We start from the raw sequence: 25,175 nt of genomic DNA on the forward strand, positions 1-25,175 counted from the left end.
TCGGTGTTCTGTCCGGTTCGGTTGCGTATGGTCATCGCTCGAGGGTTGTGGGTATTTCGGCCGTTCGGCTGTGGTTCCGCGAGACCAGTCCCGCTCAGGAGAAGTCCGCGAGCGACGACTGACCGGCCGTTCGGTCGTCGCGGACCGGGTTTGCGCCCGGATCGGATTCCTCGGTCTCCCCCTCGTCCGCCCCGGTTCCGGTCCCGCTGGCGTCGCGTTCCCACCCGTCGAGACTCGCCTGATCGGCGGCCGCGAACTCGAGGTTGGCCACCCGGACGCCGAGCTTGCGGACGGGATCGGTCTCGAACTCGGTGAACAGGTCCCGAGCGATTCGGTCGACGAGGTCGGGGTCGTCGACCGGGCCCGGCAGGGACCGCTCGCGCGTGTTGACGTCGTACGGCGGCGTCACGGCTTTGACACCGATGGTCCGGTAAAGTGCGCCCTCTCGCCGCGCGCGGTCGGCCACGGCCGCTGCGAGCGTTTCGATCAGCTCGTATTTCGGTGTCGGGTCCTCGACCGGGTCGGCGAAGGCCGACTCGCGGGAGAAGCTCTTCGGATCGCCTTTCGGCTCGACGCGGCGGTCGTCTTCGCCGCGCGCGCGGTCGAACAGTTCCCGGCCGCGCTCGCCGAAGCGTTCGACCAGCGGCTCCGGGTCCGTTTCGGCGACGTCGCCCGCGGTCTCCAGGCCCATCTCACGCAGCTCGCGTGCCGTCACGGGGCCGACGCCGTGAAGCAGCTCCACCTCGAGCGGCGCGAGAAACTCGCGGATCTCGCCGGGCTCGACGACGGTGAGCCCGTCGGGTTTGTCGAAGTCGCTGGCGATCTTGGCCGTGCTCATCGTCGGGGCGACGCCGACGCTGACCGTGACGCCGACTTCCCTGCGGATTCTGTCCCGGATGTGACGGGCGAACCCGTCCGCGACGCCCCAGGCTGTTCTGTCGGTCACGTCGAGGTACGCCTCGTCGATGCTCACCTCGCGGACGACGTCGGCACAGTCGTGGAGGATCTCTCGGACGTCGGCCGCGACCGACTCGTAGTAATCCATGTCCACCGGCCGGTAGTAGCCGGTCTCCCCGCGATCGAGGTCCGACTCGTCGATCTCACCGTTTTCGAACGCCGCGCGTCGGGGGAGTCGCTCGAGGGCCGTCGAGATCGCCTGTGCGCTCTCGACGCCGAACTCGCGGGCCTCGTAGCTGGCGGTGGCGACCGCGCCGTTGGTCGCTCCCGCCTCGTACCCCATCCCGACGACGAGCGGTTCGTCGCGGAGTTCGGGCTCGCGCAGTCGCTCGCAGGAGGCGTAGAAGCAGTCGGCGTCGACGTGGCAGACGATCCGGTCTTCCTCGTCCGCTTCGTCGACGCCCGGTAGCCGCGGCCCGTCGGACATTCGTCTATCGGTCGATTCGTCCGGACCGACGTGAACGTTGCGCCCGCGACGTGCCCGCCGGAAGTAGCGTCCGCGCGACCGATACCGCAGAATACCGGCGTGGAAAACAACGCTCGTCAGTTTCGCCAGTTTTGGGCGGCCGGCACCCATCTTCGATCTACTTCCCGTCGACGTCGTCCTCGGCGGTAACGACGGCCTCATCGACTACCGTTTGGTCGTCGGCTGTGCGGTACGGTCCGTCTTCTTCTCCTTCGGTTTCGAGCAAGTCGAACTCCTGATTGTCGTTCGTATCGCGATGGGCGACCGCGATCAGCGTCTCGTCCGCTTCGATGGACTCGTCGAGTTCGATTTCGCTATTCTCCCGTGTTCCCGGATCGTGGAAGTCGGAGACACCGCGGAAACTGGCCGTGATTTGTCCCTCGAGCAGCCCGCTGTCGTAGACCGCTACGAACCCACCGTCGGGTAGCGTCGCGGTTTCGATATCGATCGTGTCGCCGTCACTCGTCTGGTCGCCGAAGGTCACGCTGGCCTGTCCGCTGTCGCCGTCTTCGTCCCGGGCGTCCACCGCATCGGCGTCCTCGTCCGCGGCCTCTTCATCGTCGACATCTACTTCTTCGCCGTCGTCGCCGTCCTCCTCTTTGGGACCGGTCGGTCCTTCGGGTCCCGTGAGTTCTTCGTCGGTTTCGCTGGGTTCCGCTTCGATTTCGGTCTCTTCGTCGGTTTCGTTTGGCTCGTCTTCGGTCTCTTCGTCGGGTTCCGCTTCGGCTTCGCTCTCCCCGATGACGAAGACATCCACCCGTTCGATGAGGATTTCGAGGAAGCGGTCGCCGTCCACGGTTCTCTCATCGTCTCCGAGCATCTCTTCCGCCGGTTCGTCCTCGACACCGTCGAGGGAGACGACGGCGTCGTCGGTCACCGGTTCGTCGTCGGGCGTTCGGTACGGGACGTCCAGTCGTCCCTCAGTTTCGACGAAATCGTATTCCCGATTGTCGTTCGTGTCGCGGTGTGGCATCGCGAGCAGCGTCTCCGCGTCCGTGAGCGGCTCGTCGAGGGTCACCGCGACGTTCTCGTGCGTTCCCGGCCCGAGAAACGCCGACACGCCGATGACACTGCCGACGACCTCGCCCTCGAGCAGCGTACTGTCGTGGATCACCACGAACCCCCCACTGGCCATCGTGACCTCGTCGACGACGACCGAGTTGCCGTCGCTCGTTTGATTTTCGAACGTCACTGTCGCTCCTTGCTGTTCGTGATCTCGCTCCACGTCTCGGTCGTCCGCAAGCGCCGCGTCGTCGGCCGCCGATCCCCTGTCATCGGTTTGTTCAGCATCCCCGATCCCGTTTCCACTGACGGCGTTCGTCCCGGACGCCGTGCCGGCGGCTATCGCCCCGCTCGAGCACGCGACCAGTAACGCGACGGTCAGCGCCAGTGCCTGTTTGCGTGTATTCATGGTGGCGTCCGGTACTCATCCTCGAGACAGCAAATGATAAACTGAGGTCACCTTTCCAGTGAGAAACCGAAAAATGCGGTCGGGAAGCGGTTCGTCGGGTACCTCTTTCGAATCCGGAAAACGACTCTTATCGATATTTCTCCGCATCGCATCCGACCGTTGTAGCTGGCCTACGAGAACCTCACCGTTTCGAACGGCGAACCGACGGCGACCTGCGGTGCCGTCCCGGTCGAAGATGCCGACCCCTCGGTCGGTGAAATCGCGGTTACCGCCGAAGGAGTGCCGGCATATCCGAGATCGTCGATACGGGTATCGGAGACGAGATCGGCGAATTCGAGGACGTCACGCTCGAGCAGGCGCACCCATCCGAACTCCAGAACGCCGCCTGCTAACCGAGTCACCGCTCGGGTGACCCGTTCGAGCTTGTCCTGTAGTACCGTTTCACACGATTTATCGTGACCAACGCAAAATTGCCATCGAGTGACGCCCGCCGATCCGCATCGCAATTCGACCGTGGGTCCGCTGCTCGGCCGTATCAATCGGTTCCAACGCCGGATTAGCAGTGAACGATCGCTGCGATTTATTCGACCTTTTCCTGAACGGCGCGGTGGAATGGCACACCGAACAGCACACGCGATCGGACTGGTAACGCTGCTGCTGATCGCGACCGTCGCCTGGGGGATCGCCGCACCCGTCGGAGCGACGACGGACGCGGACGAATCAGCCGCGGATGAACAGCTCGAGGAGAGGAAGCAAACGATCGACCCGACGGCGACCGAGCGAGCGATCGTCCAGGGCGACAATGAGTCGGCGGACGACGAGTCGGAAGAAGCGAACACCTCTCGGATCCGGATCGTTCACCTGTCACCTCTCATTCCGGAGATTACGGCCGATGTCGGCTTCGAGACGGTAGCCGAAAACCTGAGTTTCGGGACGGTCTCCGATTACGAAGTCGTCGAAGCCGGCGAGACGGACCTCGAAGTGGAGACGACCGAAAACGGGGACGAGATTCTGGAAACCGAGCAGACTCTCGAGCCGGCGGGCAGTTATTCGTTCGTCGTGATCGGCGACGTCACGGCGAACGAGACGGTTCAGTTCCAGCCCGCGCTCCTCCGGGACGAGTTCGAGGCACCGAACGAATCCGAGGCATCGATTCGGTTCATACACGGGTCGCCGGACGTGTCAGCGGTGGACGTCACGGTCGCCGAGACGAACACGACGATCGCGGAGAACGTGAGCTACCGGGAGGACAGCGACTACGTCACGGTCCCGGCCGGTAACGTCACGCTCGAGGTTCGCGAAGCGGCGGACGACAATTCCGGCGAGATCATCCGTCACGTAAACCTCTCACTCGAGTCCGGAACGATCTACTCGGCGGCCGTCACCGGATATCGCAACCCCGACGAGACGCCGGTCGACGTACCGCTGAACGTCGGAGTATTCGAAGACGCTCGCCTCGAAAACGAGTCGAACGAGTCCGAGTGAGACCGCGGCGAAACGCTGCCAGTATCGACCACCATGCCGTGCTCGGTCACGGTGGTCCCGCGGACCGATCCACCGAATAAGTCCATAATTATACATAATCGAATAATTCGTATCTCATCGGCCGTCGAGTATCCGAGCGGTAAGAGGCCCACCGAGGAGTTACAGGCTTACCACAAGTGCACTAACTGACCAGTCACTCACATGACCTTTATGGGCGTGTGACCGGTAGTTGCCGATACTGTCACGGTCCGGGCCTGACCGCCTCCCTTCCCGGGACCTGTGACGACCATCCACATATGAACAGAACAATACAGACTGCAGTCGTCGCATTCCTGGCGCTAGTGGTAGCGGTGGGAATGACGATGCCGGCGGCCGCCCAGGACGACGGCGTCGACATCGAAAACGACGACTTCGACATCGAATTCGACGGTGACACCGCCGACATCGAGTACGACGACCTCGAACTCGAGACCGAGGACGACCGCGACGTGGTCGACCTGGAGGTCGAGGACACCGAGATCGAACAGGACGGTAGCAACTCGGCGGTCGAAGCCGGTGATACCGACTTCGAGGGCGAGGAGGGCGGTGACGTCGTCGACCTCGAGGCCGCCGATTCCGAGATCGAACGGGACGGCGACGACGCCGAAATCGAGAGCGACGAGATCGACTACGAGAGCGAAAGCGCCGGTGAGGTCGTCGACCTCGAAGCCGCCGATTCCGAGATCGAACAGGATAGCGGTGATATCGAGGTCGAAGACGACGTCCTCGACGTCGAAGCAGACGGCACCGGGACCGACGACGTCGACATCGAAACCGACGGCGCCGGTGGAGTCGACCTCGACCTCGCCGACGACGAAACCGAACTCGAGACCGACGATCGCGAACTCGAGTTCGACGACGAGAACAATCTCGAGGTTCAGAGCGAGGACGTCGACTTCGAGAACGACGAGTTCGGCACCGAACTCGTGACCAGCGACGCCGAAATCGAACATGCGGAAGGCGAACTCGAGGCGTTGACTAACGACGTCGAGTTCGACCAAGACGAGTTGGAAACCGAAGCGCTGACCACCGACGCTGACATCGAACAGAGCGAAGACGGACTCGAAGCGTTGACGAACGCCGTCGACTTCGAGAACGATGACAGCGAGCTGGAGGTCGACGACAGCAACGTCGTCATCGAACTCGACGACGAGACCCTCGAAATCGAGAACGACCTCGATATCGAGACCGACGGTGAAGACGTCGAAGTCGAGGACAGCAACGGTGGAAACGACGGGGACGACGGAGATGACTGACTAGCCGCGACCGGTTAGTCCATTTTTCGCGTTATTGACGACCCGACCCAGCGACCGGTAGCCGCTGGTCCGCCGACGACCCACGGGTTCAGCGGATTTCGATCGCGTGGCCACGCGGTAGTTTACCGACCACGCAGTTATGTACTAACCGTGTTTCAACCTACTAACGTACCCGTTGGCTTGAACTTATATGGTCGACAATCGTATTTATTCGTAGTCACAGTTTGCCACGCTCCCTGTGCAAAGACGCTGTGATGACAATCCGATGAAGAAAACAATACAGACAGTGTTTGTCGTAATCTTGATATTCGCGGTGGCAGTGGGGATGACGATGCCGGCGGCCGCCCAGGACGACGGCGTCGACGTCGAGGGCGACGACTTCGAGATCGAATTCGACGGGGACGCTGCAGATCTCGAGTACGACGACCTCGAGCTCGAGACCGAGGACGACCGCGACGTGGTCGACCTGGAGGTCGAGGACACCGAGATCGAACGGGACGGTGACACCGTCGAGGTCGCGGCGGACGACACTGACGTCGAGAGCGAGGACGACGGGACTGTCATCGATCTCGACGCCGCCGAGACCGAGATCGAGCGGGACGATGACGATACCGAGATCGAGGTCGACGATACCGACTTCGAGAGCAACGGCGACGTCGTCGACCTCGAGGCCGGCGATTCCGTGATCGAACAGGACGACGGTGAAATCGAAGTCGAGGACGACGTGATCGACGTCGAAGCTGACGGATCCGGTGATCTCGACATCGAGACCGACGGCGCCGGATCGGTCGCGCTCGATCTCGGCGACGGTGAGATCGACCTCGAGACCGATGACCGCGAGGTCGAGCTCGATGACGACGAGCTCGAGGCCGAACTCAACGATATCGACTTCGAAAACGACGCCTTCGGTGTCGAAGCGCTGACCGGCGACGCCGATATCGAATTCGACGAGGACGACCTCGAGGTGCTGACGAGCGACGTCGACTTCGAGAACGACGAACTCGAAACCGAGGCAGTGACCAGCGACGCCGACATCGAACTCGACGAGGACGACATCGAGGTGCTGACGAGCGACGTCGACTTCGAGAACGACGACCGCGAACTGGAAGTCGACGATGGCAACGTCGACATCGAACTCGACGACGAAACCCTCGAAGTCGAGAACGACCTCGATATCGAGACCGACGGCGAAGACGTCGAAGTCGAGGACAGCAACGGCGGAAACGACGGAGACGACGGGGACGACGGAAACGGCGATGACAACTAACTAGCCGTCCCGTCAGTCCAGTTCCGTTTTTTGAATGGATACGACGACTGGAACGTGATTCGCGAGCGGGTGCGACCTCGCCGTCGAAACGTATTCGCGAGCGGGTACGGTTCTGCCGCGCGAGATCGTCACTAGGGCGCGGTACCCCTGCTATCGAATCGCCCCGCTCGGTCGGTATCGGTGGATTCTCTTGCCGATCGTCCGGTCGTTGCCGCCCAGTTCGCGGAACTCCGTTCGACGGGTCGGACCTGACCGGTCGTCGTCCGCTCACTCGTGATCGGTGTCAGGTCTCCGCGACCGATCAGCTATCGTGGCAGTTCACATCCCATTCCCGTGGCGAGAATTATGGTGCTCACCCCCATGCGAGAGAATACCACATATGACGAGACGGACTGCATTCGTCGCGCTCCTCGCGCTGGCCGTGGTGGCCGGTCCGGCGATGCCGACGGCCGCTCAGGAGGGCGATCTCGATATCGAGTTCGACGGTGACGCAGCGGGCGTCGAGTACGACGATCCGGATTTGGAGACCGAGAACGACTCCGAGGAGATCGATCTCGAGATCGGAGACTCCGAAATCGAACGGCGCGGCGAGGACGTCGACATCGAGGTCGGCGACACTGACTTCGAACACACCGAAAACGGAGCGGTCGACCTCGAGACGGGGAGCATCGACATCGAACAGAACGGCGACGCCGTCAGGGTCGAAGACGACATGATCGATTTCGAACGACACAGCGACGGCAGCGTCGACCTCGAGACGGACGGTGCGGGACCGGTCGACGTCGACACCGACGACGGGAGCATCGAGATCGAGACCGACAACCACGATATCGAACTCGACGACGGCGAACTCGAGGTCACGACTGACGAGGTCGACTTCGAGAACGACGCGTTCGGGATCGACGTGGTGACCGACGACGTCGACATCGAATTCGATCACGAACTCGAGGTCACGACCGCCGACGTCGATGTCGAACTCGACGGCCGGGAGCTTGAGGTCGAAACGAGCGGTCAGGACATCGGCGCCGACGGCTGATAGCCGGGTACGGTCGCTCGATTTCTGCCGAGCGGATACCCTCGACGTAACGTCCCTTCGGAGTAGTTACGATGTTACCATACGTCCATACAGTGACTAGTTAGTTACCTTACCTTTATTCACACGCGCCGCCTAGGAGAGCACGTTACCGCCACGTACGGCCACACCGCGGTATGTACAGAGGAAAGAATGAAACTAATACGAATATTGATAGTAATCGGACTCGTCTTCGTCGTGATCGCCGGATCCGGACTCCCAGCGACAGCACAGGAGGACGTCGACATCGAGAGCGAGGACGTCGACGTCGAACACGCTGCCGATCGGGCCGAGGTCGAGAGCGACGACGTCGACTACGAGCGTGACGCCGACCGCGTCGATGTGGAGAGCGGGGACTACGACATCGAACAGGACGGCGACGCCGTCGACGTCGAGACCGACGAATTCGAGTACCAGCGGTTCAACGGAACGATGGAACTCGAAACGACGGACGGAAACCTCGAGATCGACAAGCGGTCGTTCGGCGTCGAAATCGACTTCTTCGGGGTCGAAATCCAGCAAGTCGGTGACGAACTCGAGGTCGAAGACGACAGTCTCGACTACGACAACGACGGTCGGGAGGGAGACGTCGACGTCGATACCGACGACTACGAGATCGAACAGGCGATCAACGACACCGAAGTGAAGTCCGACGCGCTCGAGTACGCGTTGACCGACGACACGTTCGAGTTCGAGACGACTCGAGGAGCGGATATCGACGTCGAAGTGACGGGCGACAACGACGTCGATATCGAGGTCAACGGCCAGGACCTCGAGCAGGTCGACGACGAACTCGACCTCGAGAGCGACGAGATCGACTTCGAGAACGGGGACGGTCGCACGGAGTTCGAAACGGGCGACTACGACATCGAACAGGACGATACCGATCTCGAGGTCGAAGACGGGACCCTCGACATCGAAAGCGACGGTGAGGACGTCGAGGTCGAAGGCGACGGCTGAAATCGACACCGAGTCGTGATCGCGGTTTCCCCCGGTCACCGCTCGCGCGAGTGCGAACCGCTCGTCGAACGAGTTGCGGTCGACAGCTGCTACGAACCAATGAGTAAGATACCCAGACGAACGATACTGAAACAGGCCGGAGTGACGGCAACTATCGTTGGCGGCATCGGCATCGCGGGAGCGAACCCGGCAATTCAGGAGGACGACGCGGTCGACGTTCTCGAGGAGATCAGAGACGCGCTGGTGGATCTCGATGACGAAGTCGAAAGCATAGCCGAAACCCTCGAAGAGGTCGTCGACGAGGGCGAGGATACCGACGATGACGAAGACGGAGTGAATGGCCCGGATTTCGACGGTCTCGACGACGGCTCCGACGGCGGAAACGGGATCGACGGTCCCGACTTCGACGGCGGCAACGACGATGACGACGAGGAAACTGACGAAACACCCGACCTCGAGGACATCGATGACCTCACGATCGACGGTATTTCGATCGGCGACGCGGAATCGATCGAGGATCTGAACGAATCCGCTCTGGAGGGATTCGAGGGAACGATCCTGATCGACGGCGTTCCGATCGACGTCGACGACGAGAGCGACAACGGAAGCGACGAAGACGACGGGGATGAGAGCAACGGAGACGAGGATGACGATGACGACGATGATCTCCTCGAGGACGTCGAAGAAAGCATCGAGGAGGCGGAAGGGTTCCTCGAAGATGCGGAAGACGCCCTCGACGACGGGGAGGACGCCCTCGACGACCTCGATACCGACGATCAGGAGACCGTCGAGGAGGAAATCGAGGAGACGGCGGAGTTGCTGGACGAAACCGAAGGCGACCTCGCCGACGCTGAAGACGAACTCGATGACGACGCAGACAGCGCCCTCGAGACGGTCGACGGAATCGACGAGAATCTCGACGATCGAATCGAAGAACTGGAAGCCGTCGTGGAAGACCTCGAGGAGGACGAGGAAGACGACGCGGAGGACGGAGAGGACGAATCGTAACCCGTTGAGAGCCGAATTCGAGTGGTCGTCGAGCGGATGTATACGTTCCTGGAACCCGTCGAACCGGCTGGACAGTCGGCGTACTCGGAATCGCAGACGTCGGTGTGCGGGCCGAGTGGGAGGCGACAACGGTGGTCGACGTCTCGGAGTGGTCCACGCGTAACTCCCTCACTGGTCGGTAATCGAACGCTTATACCCGTTCGTCCGCTATCGTAGATTGAGAGATAATTGATATCATACCGCAAGGGGCGTTACTATGAACGACGAACCGCGACACAGTTCCGTGATTGCCGACGAGGTGGCCGCAGTCTACGATTCGCTTGCTCGAACGGTCGATACCGTCGACGGCGGTATCGAGCAGCCGTCAATCGATGGTCTCGATCTCGCCGTTCCCCCCGTCGCGGGGCAGCTACAGTTACCGCTGGATCTCTGGGATAGCGGCCGGAAACCCACGCGGACGGTGCCCGCACTCGTCGCGTACGACCGTCGACTCGAGCCGGACGACGCGGACGAGCTCAGGCGTCTCCTGGTGGGGCTGGACGTCCTCGTGACGATGCTCGACGAGTTCGTCGATCGCTCCGACGGCCACTCTCGCCTCCAGTTGACGGTCAACGTCGCGTTCGGGAGTTTCCTCTCGTTCGCGAACCTGCCCGACGACGAGCCGGCGGCCACCGACGCCGTGCTCCAGTACCTCGTCGAGACGGCCCGAATCCCCACGGTCGAACGAGCGGTCCAACGGGAACTCGAAACGATCGACACGTGGGAGCGAGCGCGAGAAGCGATCCGATTCGTGTACGCCTACCGGGCCCGAGACATCTCCGTCTTCGGTCGTCTGCCGGCGCTCGTCGCCGACATAGACGATCGAACCGCCGAGCGGATCGTGAGCGACCTCGAGACGTACAGGGCCCACTATCTCCTGTTCGACGATATCCGAGACGTTCTCGAGGACGTCCGAAACGGCACCGAGACGCCCATCGTGTGGTTGTTGCGGACCCACGACGACCCGGACGAAATCGTGGACTCGTTCCTCGAGATAGTCCGGGAGTTCGAGTACGCTGAGACGCCATATCGAGCACAGCTCCGGGAACTGGAACGCGAACCCGACGACGTACGCGCGGAGCTCGAGGTCGCGATGGCCGAGGTAGATGCGGTTCCGGATCCGGTGAAACCGGACCGAAATCCGCGCTGAGAAAAGACCGCCTCCCTGTGCAGTTGATGGACGATCGGCACGTCGACCCCGCGTCTCACTCCGTCCAGTCGTCGCGGCACTCCTCGCTACAGAAGGAGTGTATCTCCGTCTCCTCGTCGGTCGTCGCAATGTGCCAGTCGTTTACGGGGATCCGGTCTCCACAGACCGCACACTCTTCGACGGTGTCACATGTAGCGCGCTCTGGTCTATCACTCATCATGTCGATCAGGTGCCGGTGCCCGTTCGTCGATACGGACCGCTCGTACGTTACTTTCCCGAGTCAGACCCGGGTACGATCACGAGCGAGTCCGACGCGTCGAACCATGGTTCGCGTCGCAACGCACGGCCGCCTCGGGGCCCTGACGACGAACTGTGGGTATCGTCGATCGTCACTCGAGCGAGTCTATCGAGGGCGAGCTCGCGCCGGATCGGTACCGTTCCCACTGTTCGCGTCCCCAGTGGTACGCTCGTTCGGTGTCGTTCGAAATAACTCCCATGAGGGCACCCGAACTCTCGTAGACGATGATCGCGACTCTTCGCGTCGGTTCCTCGATGACGAGCAGTCCGTACGGCAGTTCCGCGTCGGTGACCCACACGTCGAGGTTGTCGCTCTCGATCGCCCGCTGGAAGTACTCCTCGTAGTCGGTCCGTAGGTGATCGAACACCGGCCGTTCGAACACGAGTTGGGCCTCGAGCTCGTCCGACGCGAGTTGGTCCGAAAAGAATTGGGCGTAGCGGGGCAAGACGACTGGGCCGGTGCCTTTTACCGCCGACGACTCGTCGACGAGGCGTTCGACCTCGCGGACGGGTTCGTTGGGAGCGTGGCGGTCGGAAACGGAAACGGCTGCGTCTGCGAGAGCCGCGAACGGAAGTTCGGTCTCGCGGGGGAGAGCGGCGAGCAAGCGTCCGGGACGACAGATGTCCGTAATCCGATCGAGGAACCGGCGATACTCATCGAAGAGGAGTCTCCCCAGCGGGGTCAGCTCGTAGCCGTCGTCGCCTCGACGAGCCATGCCCAACTCTTCGAGTTCGGAGACTGCTTTGTACGCGGTCGACCGAGAGACGTCGAGTTCGTCCCGTATGTCTCGGTTGTACTTCGGACCGTTCAGCAGGGCTTCCATTATCAGTGCGCGACGCGAGACGATATCGAGCGCCTCGTCCGCGTCGAGTCCGGTATTTTCGGTCATAACTCTTCTAACGTCCGTGTCGAGTGCAGTGTCTCAAGTCACCGCCGTCCTCTAGAATGTGGTCACTCGAACGTAAATTTGTTTGGCCAAAACATAGCACGAAGGGGTGAAAAAAATCGACATTTGTGTATTATTTCAACTTATTTCACCACTAGTCAAACCATATTCGGGCGAATATCGTAATTCGATTTGCCGTCCGTAACGACTGACGTTGCGGGCGATCGGATCGCTCTGAATCGAATTCTTCGGCGGTCGGCGCGACAGGTACCCGAATCGTCGGTCGAAACCGACTGGCCGGCAAGGTGGCCCGGCGACGGCCAGCGGGAACGGCGCGCCGTCCCCGCGACTGTTCCGGCACCGCCCTCGAGGTATCGCGGGGTATCGAGCCGAAATCCGGCGTCTGGCCCCGCGATCCGCGGGTCATAGTCGGAGCGAGATGACCCGCTCGAGCGAGCGAGTATCGAACGGACCACTCCGACCGTCGCGGTACGTACCGCGGAAATCCGGTCTATTGTCCGACGCCAAAAATTACGACGGATCGGTGGCGAAACCCGCGCCGCGACGCTCAGTCGACGTCGATATCGAGGCCGTCACCCTCGTAGTCGACGTCCGCGTCCTCGCCGTCGATGTCGACGTCGACGTCGTCGGTCTCGACCTCGACGTCCTCGCCTTCGGTCTCGAACCCACCGTCGCCGTAGTCGAACTCGGCGTCGTCGTCGATATCGACGTCGATATCGTCCCGCTCGAACTCGAGATCGTCGTCGCCGTCGGCTTCGAATTCCTCGTCGGGTTCGTACTCGGCGTCTGCGTCGTCGTCGAGCCCGAACTCGGTCTCTTCGCCATCGAATTCGACGTCTTCACCCTCGACCTCGAGTCCGTCATCGGCTTCGTAATCGGCCGCCGCATCGTCGTCGATATCGAGATCGAAGTCGTCGCGGTCGACCTCGATATCGTCACCGTCGATCTCGAGGTCGTCGGCCTCGTCGTACTCGAGATCGGGGTCGTCTCCGTCGACGTCGAACTCCTCGTCGTCGGTATCGACCTGGACGTCGTCTTGGGCGCTGGCGGTGCTGACGGCCAACCCGCTCGTCGCGACGACGAGCAGGACGACCGCGAGTATCGAACCGATCTTGTGTCGTGTCGTGTGCATAGTGTGTGATCGGTAACTCGGTGACATTTAAGTCACCTCTGGTCAGTGGGTTACTCTTCGTAACCCAAATCAACCGAAGCGGTGTACGATATTCACGTTACTGACTCGGACGTGGGTCGGCAGTCGACCCGTGACCGAGTTCGGTACCCAACCGAAACGGTCCCGGACAGCGACTCCGTTCCGCGAGATCACGAACGGGATGGCGGCGACCGGATACTCGTCTCTCACGCGCAAAATCGCCTGCACCGACGTACGTAGGGTTGCGTATTTACGTTACCGAGCCGGTCGTGTTTCGAGACTCGGACCGGTACTGCGAGGGTACGTCCCCGTGGGATCGAATTATCGATGGCTCACCGGATCACGCCGGATCCGAGTCGTCGCTCTCGCGGGGCGTCACGTCCGAAGCGAGTCCCCGTCCGCTCTTTCGGTATCCAAGCCACGTCGGGTGGACACCCACGAGATACCTCGGGACGAAGTCTATGCTACGATACCGCATATCAACGTACGAGATATCAATGTGCCCAGCATCGAATCAGATCGCGGTGGCGAGCGGGGAATCGAGCGAGTTCTCGAAGCGCGAGCCCGATCGAATACAGGCGGAGCTTACTGCACTCTCGAACGTCCTCGGCCGGAAGTGGAATCTGGTCATTATCGAGCGGTTGCTCGCGAACGGTCCGCTCGGTTTCAGCGGCCTGCTCGAGGACATCGACGGCATCTCGAGCAAGGTACTCTCGGAGAGCCTCGACGATCTGGAAGCGAGCGGACTCGTCGACCGCGAGATCGTCAACGAGCGACCGATCCGGGTCGAGTACTCGCTGACACAGCAGGGAGCGGCGCTCGAGTGGATTATCGAAAAAGTCCGCGAAGGGTCTCTGACGGTCACCGCGCACAGTGAGAAGTGAAGAGAGACGTCCCCAGAACAGGTACCACAGAGATCCGACGCGAAATACGCCCCGAAATAGAGTATAATGACTACAGAAACGGACGGCACGGATTATCTGCGACCGGATGACAACGAGTTGCCGTCGCTCGATCGATACTCGGTCGTCGTAACGCAGACGGACGCCCTGATCATTTACGACGAAGCCGAGAGAGACGCATGGATCCAGTCGGACAGGTGGCTGTCCCTTCTGAGACGCGAGTGAGGCCGCGTCCGAGCGGTGTCTTCCAGTCCCGACTGCCGGCGCAGCACCGGGCTACAGGGCGACGCTCGAGGAGCCGAAACCGATGGTATAGAGGGAATACCATCGAAAATCTGGAGGGGAACGGTGCTCGAACTCGATCGGGGAGCGGTGACGCTCGCTCGTCGACGTATCGAAACCTGGTATTGATCGCACAATCCACGGACATAATTCGATTGTACCCGACTCGTTCGCTATCAGAAAGAGGTCTCACCGAAGCAGAACTGTCACAACCAGTTACTGCGATATCCGACCACAGTCGGACGACCGCGATCCGTTGGCTCCAATTTACGGGAGGGTTCTCCGACGCTGACGGAGAACAGTATTATACAAACCCGCGTCGGATCCCATCTCATGGGGATAGTGTCACCGATCATAGACGATCCGTTCGTCGAGGATATCCTCGCGACCGTCTCGGACGGAATCGTCGTCGTCGACACGGACGGGTCGATCGCGTTTGCAACGCCCCAGATCACGGACGTAATCGGTTATACGCCCGACGAGGTGGTGAATCGGTCGATCGAACTGTTGGCTCCGACGGAGAACGCGGAACGGCCCCTGTTCGACGTCGTTCGAAATCGGGCGAGCGAAACGGAAGGAAACCCCGGCCGGGAGACCGACGACGTCCAACTCAGCCACAGCACTGGCCGATACGTGCCGGTCTCCCTTTCCGTTAGAGAGACGTACTCCGACGACCGACGATATTTCGCGGTATCCCTCCGCGAGGTTTCCGACCGTCTCGAGCGAGAACGAACGATCGAGGAGTGTGAAAGCAGATTCCGGACCACGTTCGAACACGCGTCGGATCCGTTTCTGATCGTCGATCCGGCGGCGGACGTGATCAGGGCGTGTAATCCGAAGAGCTGCGAGCTGCTCGGATACGACGAGGCGGAACTGCGCTCGCGGAGCCCGTCCGATATCTATCCCCGCGACGAAGACGCGTTCCGAGCGTTCGTCGAAAGTACCCTCGAGGACGGAGAGAGCCGGACTGACGGGATCCGTTGTCGTCGCGCTGACGGCGAATTGTTTTCGACGGCGGTCTCCGGGACGGTCCTCGAACTCGACGGGCGGCGTCACGTACTGGTTCGAGTGTGCGAGACCGCCGACGACCGCGAACGGGATCCCCGGGACACCGACGAACTGTTCCGGGCGATCTTCGAGAACTCGAACGACGCGATCCTCATCTTCGATCCCGAGGGGGACGAGTTCCTGGAGGTCAACCCGCGGGCGTGCGATCTGTTGGGCTACGACGAAACAGAACTACTGCGTCGAGGACCGTCGGACGTCCACTCCCACGAGTTAGACGCGTTTCGGGAGTTCGTCACTGAAGTCCTCGAGCAGGGGGACGGCTGGACACGCGAACTCAGCTGTTCCACGCGCGACGGAGGGGTCGTTCCGGCGGAAATCTCCATGGCACGGATCGAGTTCGACGGCGAGCCGCGCGTCCTCGCGAGCATTCGGGACCTCACCGAGCGGCGAGACCGGGAACGGAAACTCGATCGCTACCGGACGATCGTCGAGACGGTCCAGGACGGCATCTACACGTTGGATTCCCGCGGTCGATTCACCCAGGTCAACGATTACATCGTCGAGCGAACGGGATACACGCGGGACGAACTCGTGGGGAGTCACGCATCGACGGTGCTCGATCAGACGGACCTCGAACGGGTCCGAGAGGTAATCGGGGGACTGCTGCGGACGGACCGAACGGTCGGAACGTGCGAGGTGACCGTACACAGGGCGGATGGAGGGACGGTTCCCGCCGAACTTCACATCGCATCGCTGTCCGACGGGGAGGAGTCGTTCCGGGGAACGGTCGGCGTCGCTCGAGACGTCAGCGAGCGAAAGGAGCGGGAACGGGAGCTGGAATGGTACGAGACGATGGTCGAAACGATCGGGGAGGGGGTGTACGCGCTCGACGAGGAGTTCCGGTTTACGACCGTCAACCAGGGGATGGCGAACCTGACGGGATACCCGAAAGCGGAACTGACGGATATGCACCTCGACGCGTTGCTCGTCGGTGAAGCCGACGACCGGACCGCGACGGAACACGTCGACAGACTGAGCGGTGATCGGCCCGCAGTCGTCGACCTCGAGTCGGCACGAGCGGCGCGAGAGCAACTCCGGCGGTCCGATCGCGATATCATGAAAGTAGAGTGCCTCATCCTCTCGGCCGACGACGAAGTGATTCCCTGCGAAGTGCGATTCAGCGCGCTCTCGGCCGACGAGGACTTCGCCGGTACGGCGGGCGTCGTCATGGACATCTCCGAGCGACTCGAACGACGACGGCGCCTCCGCGAGGAACGCGACCGGCTGTCTGCACTGTTCGAGAACACGACCGACCCGATCGTGGAAACCGCTTACGAGGACGGAACGATGGTTATCAAGGAGATCAATGCCGCGTTCGAAGAGACGTTCGAGTACGGCCCTGCGGACGTGATCGACCGACCCGTTCCGGACGTCCTCGTTCCGGACGAGACCGAAGAGAGTACCACCCACGAGAGAATCGTCAGACGGGTACTCGACGGCGAGAAAGTCGAGGCGGAAGTCGAACGCAAAACCGTCTGCGGGGCTCGCGAGTTCTGGCTGCGTGCCGTTCCGTTCACGACGGTCGACGACACCCTACGGGCCTACGGTATCTACACGGACATCACTGATCGAAAGGAATACGAGCGCCGACTCGAGGCCCTCAACGACGCGAGTCGGGAGCTGATGAGCGCCGACACCGAGACGGAAATCGCTGACACGGCCGTCAGCGTCGTCCACGAAGTACTCGATCGATCGCTTACCGCCCTCTGGCGGAACGATCCCGAGTCCGACGAGAAACTACTGCGACCGCTGGCCGCCAGCGACGGCGCGACCGCGTTACTCGATTCGGACGATCGGCCGGACGTGTTCCCACCGATTCCGGACGGATCCGACGAGATGGCGGCTTTCCGCGCCGGAGAACCCCGCCTTCTCGAGGACTACGAAAACCGAGCGAACCCGGCGCATCCGGAGCTACGGATTCAACAGCGGCTGATCGTGCCACTCGACGGCCACGGAGTTCTGGCCGTCGGAGCGACGAGCGACGAAGAAATCGATGCCGGGATGCGGAATCTGGTCACTATCGTGGCACAGAGTACCTGCGCGGCGTTCGACCGACTCGACCACGAGCGGGAGATCCGTCGGCGTTCGGCTGCCATGGCGGCGGCGATAGACGGGATGGCAGTGCTCGACGAGACCGGAGAGTACGCTCACGCGAATCAGGCTCATGCGAACATCTACGGCTACGACGACCCCGAAGAACTGATCGGCGAACAGTGGCGGCGTCTCTACGACGACGACGAAACGGAACGGTTCGAGCGTGAAATCCTCCCGGCCGTCCGAGAAGAGGGATCCTGGCGCGGTGAAGCCGTCGGTATGCGTGCCGACGGTTCTCGATTCCCACAGGAAGTATCGCTGGCCCCGCTCGAAAGCGGTGGGCTGGTCTGTATCGTTCGCGACATCACCGACCGGAAGGAGTACGAGGAGCGCCTCGAGGCACTCAACGAGGTGAGCCAAGGGTTAGCGGAGGCCGAAACCGCAGCAGAGGTCGCACGAACGGGCCTCCGAGCGGTCGAACGGATTTTCGGTTTCGATATCGGTTGCGTGCGGTTGTTCGACACCGAGACGAACGCGCTCGAGATGGCCGTGATGACCGACGCGGCGGCGGATCTGACGGATTCCAGACCCGCATTCGATCTGGACGCGACCCTCGCCGGACGCGCCTATCGGCAGAACGATCTCGTCGTCACAGATCCGGAACAGGAGCAAGACAGAACGCTCGAACTGCGGAGCCTCCACCAGTCGCTCGGCGAGTACGGCGTTTTGACGGTATTTGTGCCCGCTGACGAGGGTATCGATACCCTGGAACGTTCGCTCCTGAAGACGTTGGCGGCCAGTATCACGGCGGCACTCGGTCGCGCGAATCGGGAACAGATGCTCCGCACCAACGAGCGGGAACTCCGGAGACAACACGAACAGCTCGACACGCTGTACCGGATCACCTCGCTCATACAGATGGTTCAGGACAACCTCCTCGAGGCGACGACGAGACAGGAACTCGAGCGGACCGTCTGCGAGCGGCTCGTCGAATCGGATCTCTACCGGAGTGCGTGGATCGCCGAAGTCGGCGTCAACGCCGACCGAGTGGACGGTCTCGTGGGTGCCGGCGTCGACGATTCTTACCTCGACGCCCTCGACGAGATACCCCTCTCGATGCTCGGATCCGGGACCGTCGAAGAAGTCATCGAGACGAAAAAGACGCAAGTCGTGCAGCAATACGAACGGAGGGGGTTCGCCCTGGAGGAAGACGACGAGCAGCACATCGAAGCGATAGCGGCAATTCCGCTCGTGTTCGGGGATCGAATCTACGGTGTACTCGTCGTAAACGGCGTTCACGAAGACGTTTTCAGTGAGAACGCGGTCGCCGGATTCGAATCGCTCGCCAAATTGATCGGATTCGCGATTCTGGCGCTCACGAACAGAAAAATTCTCTTATCGGATACGATCGTCGACCTCGAACTGCAGGTGGCTGATCCGTCGATCTTCTATCTCTCAGTGACGGACGAACTGGATTGTCAGTGTCGGTTCGAACGGTCGGTTCCAGTCGAAGAGGGAAACGTCCTCGAATATCATCGGATCGAGGGCGCCGATCAGGAACGTGTGCTCGACCGAGCGGCGGACGCCGATCACATCGCGGACGCGCGGATCGCCGCGAATCGGGACGACGGATTCGTCCTCCAGACGATCACGGACCGATCGTTGAGTCAGGTCGCCCTCGAGGCCGGTGCGACGATGCAGTCGGCGATAATGGTGGACGGTGAAGCACGGGTGACGCTCGAAGCGCCTCGATCGGCCGATCTCCGCGAAATTATCGATGCGCTCGATTCGGTGTTCGCCGACACCGAACTGGTCGCGAAGCGAGAACACGAGCAGGAAGTACGGTCGTCCACGACGTACCGCGAGCGCGTCGACGAGCGACTGACCGAGAAACAGCGGTCGGCGCTCGAGGCCGCCTACGCGTCGGGATACTACGACTGGCCGCGCGAGATCACCGCGGAGGAACTCGCCGAGTCGATGGGAGTCTCCTCGTCGACCCTGCACCAGCACCTCCGGAACGCCGTCCGGAGCCTGGCCGCGGCGTTGTTCGATGAACAGCAAGTGTGACGGAACTCCGCCGGATACGTCACCCCTGTAGAACGTTCCCGCACGAATACGGATCGAACCGGTCGGCTCTCTTGCGTTCTCCTCGCGTCGCTCGCCGGGCTACTCGCCGCGCGCTACTCGGCGGGTCGTTCGAAGCCCGAATCCGGCATCCGAGGGGAGCACCACCGATTCAATTGTACTCCCTCCACCTGTTACCGCAGTCCGTACACTTGAAAAAGCGAGTCGGCGGTTCGTCGGCCGATGCGGTCTGTTTGAGCGTGTACCACGCCTCTTCGGCACCGCACTCGTCGCAGATGACGTCCGTCGCCTTCGGTTTCCCTTCGAAGTTCGCCTCCTCGCTGGACTCGATTACGTCGTCGTCGGTCTGGGATTCCGTCGTGACGAACGCGTCCTCCTGCTCGCGGTCCCGTTCGTTCGACGCCCCGCAATCGTCGTTCGTACAGACCATGCGGTCGCCCTTCGCTTTCATCATGGAGCCGCAGTCGTCACAGAATTGCATATCCGTCGCCTACGATTTCGGCACGCAAAAATACACCACTTGACGGCGTGACGATCGGGCGGGCGCGTTAGCGCTCCCCCTCGAGCGCCTCGTCTTCGAGCACGAACGGACAGTCCGCGACTCGGAACGTCGTCATCGTCGGAACGGCGAGGATGTCGGTCCCCTCGCGACCGCAGGCGACGTCCGGCGGGTCGGAGAAGTGTTCGCAGTCCTGGCAGTACGATCGCTTTTCGACCTCCCGGATCTCGCGCTCCGCCGACCGGGGCTGCTCGTCCAGTTCGTCGCCCTCGAGTCGCTCCCAGAGGCGATCGCCGTCGATCTCGGTCGTCTCCTGGCGGTCGAATAGATCGTCGAAGTCGGGCGCGCTCGACTGCGAGCGATCCGAGCCGTCCGACTCCCCGACGGTCGCGGCGAGCTCTCCGAGCGGGGCGGATCGATCCGGCGTCTCCGGGGATCGGCCGGCGTCGGCATCGGCCGCTGAGTCCCGATCGTCGTCGTGAGTGAATTCGGTGCCCTCGGTGTCGTCGTTCGGGTCCGATCGGTCAGTCATCGGGTGTCGCCTCCGGAATCGGTGTTCGTCGACCCGTCGGGATCGGCATCTCCGGGTTCGGCGTTCGCTTCGACGGCATCGAAAATCGCGTCCGGCGGCGACTCGTCCGACGGGTCGATCCGTCCCTCGAGCGCCGGCGGATCGCCGGTCAGGAGCCGACTCGAGCCGAAGAGAGACGTCTTTTCCTCGACATCGACGAAGCCGCTCGCACAGTGAGGGCATTCGGGCGCGGTCAGCAGCGCGATATCGACGCTCGAGCCGCAGTCCGCACAGGCCGCCGTTCTGATTCCGAGTCGGTTGGCGGCCAGTTTGAGATCGTCGGCGACCGCACGATCCCGCTGGCGGGTAGCGAGTTCGTCCCGCCGATCTCTGAGGCCGACCACCGCCCGGGCCAGGAGCGTCGAGCGCTCGGCGAGTTCGTCGGTCTCCCCGAGGACCTCCTCGAGGACGGTTTCGAAGTTATCGAAGCCTCGTTCGACGGTGCGCTCGAGCGCGGTGAGTTCGTCGCGGATCGACTCGAGGTCGTCGTCGGACGGATACTCCGGATGCTCGTGGTCCGCCGGTGCCTTCGCGTCGGTCTCGCGTTTGACCTGGATCACTCGAGACCGGACGTCCTCGAGCAGCTCCTCGAACTCCTCGCGCTGGGCCTCGAGTTCGTGTTGCAAGTCGACGAGTTCGTCTCGATCGGCGAGCTCGAGTTCGTCGTCGGTTGCGACGGTCTGTGCAGCGGTCACCAGCCGACGACAGATCTCGTCGCGGGTCTCGCCGCGTCGCGTCGCTTCCTCGGTCAGCCAGTCGTCGACGTCGGCGGGGAGTGCAAACGAGACGCCGCCGTCGTCGTGGTCCTGGCTCGACATCTGCCTGTACTAGGGAGATCAGTCGTATAAGCGTTGGTCCAAACTCAGCCGGTGAGTCACGCGATCGAACGGCGATACACCACGTCACCGGATCTTTCGGACGTTGCTGATATCGAAGCCGCCGTCGTGGATCTCCGTTTCGAACCGAACGATATCCTCGTCCTCGAGCCGGGAGAGGACGCCGCGGAACTGTTCGACGACGAGCGTGCGGGCTCGCTCCGAGCCGCCGCTCTCCCACTCGAACAGCAGCGTCCCGTCGGTGGCTTCCTTGAGCTGCCCGAGCTGCGTCGAACCGAGTAGCTCCGCGTTGACGAGCAGGAGGATCACGCCGCCCCAGCGATGGGATGCCCGTTTGAGTCCCTTCAACAGCACGGTCAGGTCCGACCAGCCGAGTCGGTCGTCGGCCGCCGCGACCAGATCCGTTATCGAGTCGATCACGACGAGGTTCCCCGTCGCGTGCTCGGTCAGGTACTCTCCGAGGGCCTCGAGGACATCCGTGCGGTCGTTGTGACTGCCGAGTTCGGTGATATCGGCCATGCCGTCGGCGTACCAGTTCGTCGGAACCGGTGTCAGCTGGAAGTACTCCTCGGCGAACTCGACGAACCGAACGTCGTCCATCCCGGCACCGACGAGTTCGTCGTCCATGACGAACTCCATCTCGCTGACGACGGCGCTCCGTTCGTCGGTGAACGAGACGTAGTGGACGTCCTCGGGGGTCGTCACCTCCGGCTCCAGATCGCCGTAGTAGAGGTCGAACAGGTCGGGATCCGCGTCGACGAGTCCGTTCATCGCGGCGCTCGTGTAGCAGAACTCCCGCGCGCCGGCACCGGATTCGCCCGCGAGGAGGACGACGCTGCCGGCGGGTGCACCGCCGCCGATCATCCGGTCGAGCCGTGAGATTCCGAGCGGCATCCGCTCCATAAGGGTTCGTTCGGTCGAACCCGTTTACCTGTTGTGGCGGAGAGAGTCCGGCTGCAATCGTCCCTCGGATCGGGGACTAAGACGGTGCGGACCGTATCCGCGACATGGCAATCATCGCCGAGATATCGATCGCGGCCGACGAGTTCCTCCTCGGACAGATCATCGCCGAGTACCCGGGACTCTCGGTGGAGATCGAACGCGTCGTGCCCGCCGCAAAGCGGGTCATGCCGTACATCTGGGGGTACGGAACCGACCTGAAATCGTTCGAAACGGCCATGGACGAGAGCCCGAACGTCAAATCGATCGCCGTTCTCGACGAGTACGAAGACAGGGCGCTTTACAAAATCGAGTGGGAAGATCCCGCCGAACAACTGATCACCGGAATCGCCAGGACCGACGCGACGATCCTCGAGGCCCACAGCGACGACGAGTGGCTCTTTCGGATTCGGTTCGCGGAACACACCGGGTTGTCGCGGTTCAACCGGTACTGTGCCGAGAACGATATCGCGTACCGACTCAACCGCGTCTCCTCGCTCGCGGATCTCGGAACGGACGGGGACGAGTACGGACTGACGGAACCGCAGTACGAGGCGCTCTCGCTGGCCGTCGAGCGGGGTTATTTCAAGGTCCCGCGCGAGGTGGAGTACGAGGAACTGGCGGACGAACTCGGCGTGTCCGTTCAGGCCTTCTCCGAGCGGGTGCGCCGCGGGGCGGACAAGGTCCTCGAATCCGTTTTCCTCCGGCCGGGACCGCGAAACGCTTAACACCGATATTCAGGGAGACCATTACCACTGCGATAAAGACCATGAGTAGCCCGGAGGGGAAGCTTTCGTAGTTCGATTCCACCGAGTGACCATGGTAAAACGACTGCGACTCGAGCAGGTCGACACGTCCGAATTCCTCGACACGATACACGTGTTGTTGGCCGATTCGGTCAGGCGGAACGCGCTCCGGTATCTGACGACTCACCGAGAACCGGTGAGCCTCGATCGGCTGGCGATCGAACTCGCAGCGGCCGACGAGGAGTGTGACGCTGCGGAGATCCGACCCGAACAGCGCCGAGACGTCGTTCTGCGCTTGCGACACGTAGATCTCCCGATGCTTCATGACGCGGGCGTCGTCGACTGGAATCGAGACGCGGATCTGATCACGCTGACGCCGCTGGTGGAGCACCTGTCGGTTACCGCCCCGAACTCCCGCGGCTTGCTCGGCGTCTCCGTCTCAGTCCGTCCGGAGCCGAACCACTGACGACCGCCCGAATACCGTGCGCGACGATTCCCGATCGAAGCCGCCGAGCGAGCTCGTCGTCGAAGCGGTCGCGACGGACCGCGGGGTCGACCCGACCGAACTCGAGAACCTGCTGGCGGACGCGATCGACCCCACCGCTCTTGACGCGCTGTTCGAATCGACTGCAACCGGCCGCGACCCTCCGGATTCGTCGAATTCGCCTACGTAATCGCGTGGTCACGGTCCGCGCAGACGGGACCGTCGACGTTCGGTAGCCACCGTCGGCGTTCTCCGGACTCGAAACGGCATCACCGCTGGTCACCGCGCACTCGAGCCCCTGTCTCTGCCGTCGACGCGAGAATAACACGTCCCTCGAGCCCGCAGTCCGCGAGGGCGTCTTCGGCGGCGGCTTCGGCTTCCGGCGCATGTGCGACATCGGTCACGCCGTAGACGACCGGCCCCCACGACGACTGGCCGACGCCGGAGAGGACCTGACAGTCCTCGAGCGCTTCGACGAGTTTGCCCGCCGGCGGTCGGAAGACGCCCCCCTGCGCGTCGGCGTACCACGCGCCGTTCTTGCGGCCGATTTCGGCGATCGCCTCGCCGAAGGGCTCGAGGCGGCCGGCGGCGGCGGCCGGCAGCAGTTTGCGGGTGACGACGCCGGCGATCTCGTCGGCGATCGCGGGATCGGCGCGTTCGACGACGGCGCGCATGCTCGCGTCCTCGTCGTCGCCGCTGCGACCGGGGTCGGCGTCGGGGACGACGACCAGGAACCGCCACTCCGCCGGGAGGGAGTGTCGCGCGACGACCGGCGGCACCGTCCAGTCGCCCTCCGCCGGGGGCTCGGTGGTGAACCGGTTCGTCGGATGGCCCGCGTCGACGACGAACCCGCCGCCCTCGAAGGTGGCGACGCCGACGCCGCTGCGACCGCCTCGGCCCATCGCCGGCGCGTGCTCCCGGACCCGCGGCTCGAGCCCGTGTGCCCGCGCCGTGGCCGTCAGCACGGCGAGGGCGAGCTGGGTCCCGCTGCCGAGGCCGACGTGTCGCGGCAGTGATTCCTCGAGCGTGACTGCGACACCGGAGACGTCGAGAACCTCGACGGCCCGGCTCGCGTAGGTCCCGACCAGCGGATCGTCGGCCGCGACGCTCGCGGCGGGTTCGGCGGTCACGGTGACGCGTGGCTCCGCGAGCCCGACGCCGATGCCGCCGTAGAGTCGCTCGCGGGCGAGCGAGAGGTTCTGGAAGCCGACGTGGAGTCGCGCACCCGCGCTGACGGTCGCCATGTCGCGGCGTAGGGGAAGCG

24 protein-coding genes are annotated in these 25,175 nt (G+C 62.6%); 13 read left to right on the forward strand and 11 right to left on the reverse strand.

Features of this window, described 5'->3' with window-relative positions:
• Positions 1-94 precede the first annotated feature (94 nt).
• The 3 genes from NDI89_RS15165 to NDI89_RS15175 form a co-directional block, all read right to left on the reverse strand.
• Entirely contained in the window at positions 95-1,384 is a 1,290-nt protein-coding gene (locus tag NDI89_RS15165) for a DNA polymerase Y family protein (protein WP_277522580.1), read from the reverse strand.
• 157 nt (positions 1,385-1,541) lie between these two features.
• On the reverse strand, positions 1,542-2,834 hold the full coding sequence (locus tag NDI89_RS15170; RefSeq protein ID WP_277522582.1) for a DUF7282 domain-containing protein: 1,293 nt from the start codon (positions 2,832-2,834) through the stop codon (positions 1,542-1,544).
• A 170-nt stretch (positions 2,835-3,004) separates the two neighbouring features.
• Positions 3,005-3,235 carry a hypothetical protein gene (locus NDI89_RS15175; protein ID WP_277522584.1) on the reverse strand — a complete coding sequence of 77 codons (231 nt, stop codon included), beginning with the start codon at positions 3,233-3,235 and terminating at the stop codon, positions 3,005-3,007.
• A gap of 211 nt (positions 3,236-3,446) precedes the next feature.
• Between NDI89_RS15175 and NDI89_RS15180 the strand changes: the two genes are divergently transcribed.
• The 7 genes from NDI89_RS15180 to NDI89_RS15210 all read left to right on the forward strand — a co-directional run bounded on the left by NDI89_RS15180 (position 3,447) and on the right by NDI89_RS15210 (position 11,110).
• The gene (locus NDI89_RS15180) at positions 3,447-4,319 is read left to right on the forward strand and encodes a DUF4397 domain-containing protein (protein ID WP_277522587.1); all 873 of its coding nucleotides are present in this window, start codon (positions 3,447-3,449) and stop codon (positions 4,317-4,319) included.
• Between the two features lie 296 nt (positions 4,320-4,615).
• Positions 4,616-5,614 carry a hypothetical protein gene (locus tag NDI89_RS15185; protein ID WP_277522589.1) on the forward strand — a complete coding sequence of 333 codons (999 nt, stop codon included), beginning with the start codon at positions 4,616-4,618 and terminating at the stop codon, positions 5,612-5,614.
• 331 nt (positions 5,615-5,945) lie between these two features.
• Positions 5,946-6,881, forward strand: a complete 936-nt coding sequence (locus NDI89_RS15190; RefSeq protein ID WP_277522592.1) for a putative sodium/potassium/calcium exchanger — start codon at positions 5,946-5,948, stop codon at positions 6,879-6,881.
• Positions 6,882-7,260: 379 nt separating this feature from the next.
• Positions 7,261-7,917: a hypothetical protein gene (locus tag NDI89_RS15195; protein WP_277522594.1), complete on the forward strand. Its 657-nt coding sequence runs from the start codon at positions 7,261-7,263 to the stop codon at positions 7,915-7,917.
• A 189-nt stretch (positions 7,918-8,106) separates the two neighbouring features.
• A complete protein-coding gene (locus NDI89_RS15200) occupies positions 8,107-8,913 on the forward strand; it encodes a putative sodium/potassium/calcium exchanger (RefSeq protein ID WP_277522596.1) in 807 nt (268 codons plus the stop codon).
• A gap of 99 nt (positions 8,914-9,012) precedes the next feature.
• Entirely contained in the window at positions 9,013-9,921 is a 909-nt protein-coding gene (locus NDI89_RS15205; protein WP_277522598.1) for a hypothetical protein, read from the forward strand.
• A gap of 256 nt (positions 9,922-10,177) precedes the next feature.
• Positions 10,178-11,110 (forward strand): hypothetical protein, encoded by a 933-nt coding sequence (locus tag NDI89_RS15210; protein WP_277522600.1) that lies wholly within the window; start codon positions 10,178-10,180, stop codon positions 11,108-11,110.
• 55 nt (positions 11,111-11,165) lie between these two features.
• Here NDI89_RS15210 and NDI89_RS15215 read toward each other — a convergent pair whose 3' ends face one another.
• The 3 genes from NDI89_RS15215 to NDI89_RS15225 all read right to left on the reverse strand — a co-directional run bounded on the left by NDI89_RS15215 (position 11,166) and on the right by NDI89_RS15225 (position 13,447).
• Positions 11,166-11,327 (reverse strand): DUF7576 family protein, encoded by a 162-nt coding sequence (locus NDI89_RS15215; RefSeq protein WP_277522603.1) that lies wholly within the window; start codon positions 11,325-11,327, stop codon positions 11,166-11,168.
• Positions 11,328-11,499: 172 nt separating this feature from the next.
• A complete protein-coding gene (locus NDI89_RS15220; protein WP_277522605.1) occupies positions 11,500-12,297 on the reverse strand; it encodes a helix-turn-helix transcriptional regulator in 798 nt (265 codons plus the stop codon).
• A gap of 565 nt (positions 12,298-12,862) precedes the next feature.
• Positions 12,863-13,447, reverse strand: coding sequence for a hypothetical protein (locus tag NDI89_RS15225; RefSeq protein ID WP_277522608.1), 585 nt, complete (start codon positions 13,445-13,447; stop codon positions 12,863-12,865).
• Positions 13,448-13,962: 515 nt separating this feature from the next.
• Between NDI89_RS15225 and NDI89_RS15230 the strand changes: the two genes are divergently transcribed.
• From NDI89_RS15230 to NDI89_RS15240, 3 genes are all read left to right on the forward strand, one after another.
• Positions 13,963-14,349: a winged helix-turn-helix transcriptional regulator gene (locus NDI89_RS15230; RefSeq protein ID WP_277522611.1), complete on the forward strand. Its 387-nt coding sequence runs from the start codon at positions 13,963-13,965 to the stop codon at positions 14,347-14,349.
• A 66-nt stretch (positions 14,350-14,415) separates the two neighbouring features.
• Positions 14,416-14,592 (forward strand): hypothetical protein, encoded by a 177-nt coding sequence (locus NDI89_RS15235; RefSeq protein WP_277522613.1) that lies wholly within the window; start codon positions 14,416-14,418, stop codon positions 14,590-14,592.
• Positions 14,593-14,982: 390 nt separating this feature from the next.
• Positions 14,983-19,818 (forward strand): PAS domain S-box protein, encoded by a 4,836-nt coding sequence (locus tag NDI89_RS15240; RefSeq protein ID WP_277522615.1) that lies wholly within the window; start codon positions 14,983-14,985, stop codon positions 19,816-19,818.
• Between the two features lie 169 nt (positions 19,819-19,987).
• Here NDI89_RS15240 and NDI89_RS15245 read toward each other — a convergent pair whose 3' ends face one another.
• The 4 genes from NDI89_RS15245 to NDI89_RS15260 form a co-directional block, all read right to left on the reverse strand.
• Complete coding sequence (locus tag NDI89_RS15245; RefSeq protein ID WP_277522617.1) at positions 19,988-20,317, reverse strand: transcription factor S; 330 nt, start codon at positions 20,315-20,317, stop codon at positions 19,988-19,990.
• Positions 20,318-20,384: 67 nt separating this feature from the next.
• The gene (locus NDI89_RS15250; protein WP_277522620.1) at positions 20,385-20,867 is read right to left on the reverse strand and encodes a DUF8135 domain-containing protein; all 483 of its coding nucleotides are present in this window, start codon (positions 20,865-20,867) and stop codon (positions 20,385-20,387) included.
• Positions 20,864-21,724, reverse strand: a complete 861-nt coding sequence (locus NDI89_RS15255; RefSeq protein WP_277522623.1) for a hypothetical protein — start codon at positions 21,722-21,724, stop codon at positions 20,864-20,866. Before NDI89_RS15255 ends, NDI89_RS15250 begins: the two co-directional genes overlap by 4 nt.
• 84 nt (positions 21,725-21,808) lie before the next feature.
• The gene (locus tag NDI89_RS15260) at positions 21,809-22,645 is read right to left on the reverse strand and encodes an RAD55 family ATPase (protein ID WP_277522625.1); all 837 of its coding nucleotides are present in this window, start codon (positions 22,643-22,645) and stop codon (positions 21,809-21,811) included.
• Positions 22,646-22,749: 104 nt separating this feature from the next.
• On the opposite strand from NDI89_RS15260, the gene NDI89_RS15265 reads away from it, so the two are divergent.
• The 3 genes from NDI89_RS15265 to NDI89_RS23940 all read left to right on the forward strand — a co-directional run bounded on the left by NDI89_RS15265 (position 22,750) and on the right by NDI89_RS23940 (position 24,101).
• The gene (locus NDI89_RS15265) at positions 22,750-23,409 is read left to right on the forward strand and encodes a helix-turn-helix domain-containing protein (protein WP_277522628.1); all 660 of its coding nucleotides are present in this window, start codon (positions 22,750-22,752) and stop codon (positions 23,407-23,409) included.
• A 91-nt stretch (positions 23,410-23,500) separates the two neighbouring features.
• A complete protein-coding gene (locus NDI89_RS15270) occupies positions 23,501-23,893 on the forward strand; it encodes a DUF7344 domain-containing protein (protein WP_277522630.1) in 393 nt (130 codons plus the stop codon).
• Between the two features lie 16 nt (positions 23,894-23,909).
• Positions 23,910-24,101, forward strand: coding sequence for a HalOD1 output domain-containing protein (locus tag NDI89_RS23940; RefSeq protein WP_277522631.1), 192 nt, complete (start codon positions 23,910-23,912; stop codon positions 24,099-24,101).
• A 79-nt stretch (positions 24,102-24,180) separates the two neighbouring features.
• On the opposite strand, the gene NDI89_RS15280 is transcribed toward NDI89_RS23940, so the two are convergent.
• A complete protein-coding gene (locus NDI89_RS15280; protein WP_277522633.1) occupies positions 24,181-25,155 on the reverse strand; it encodes a beta-ribofuranosylaminobenzene 5'-phosphate synthase family protein in 975 nt (324 codons plus the stop codon).
• Between the last annotated feature and the right edge of the window lie 20 nt (positions 25,156-25,175).

Source organism: Natrinema salsiterrestre (assembly GCF_029502005.1).
GTDB lineage: Archaea > Halobacteriota > Halobacteria > Halobacteriales > Natrialbaceae > Natrinema > Natrinema salsiterrestre.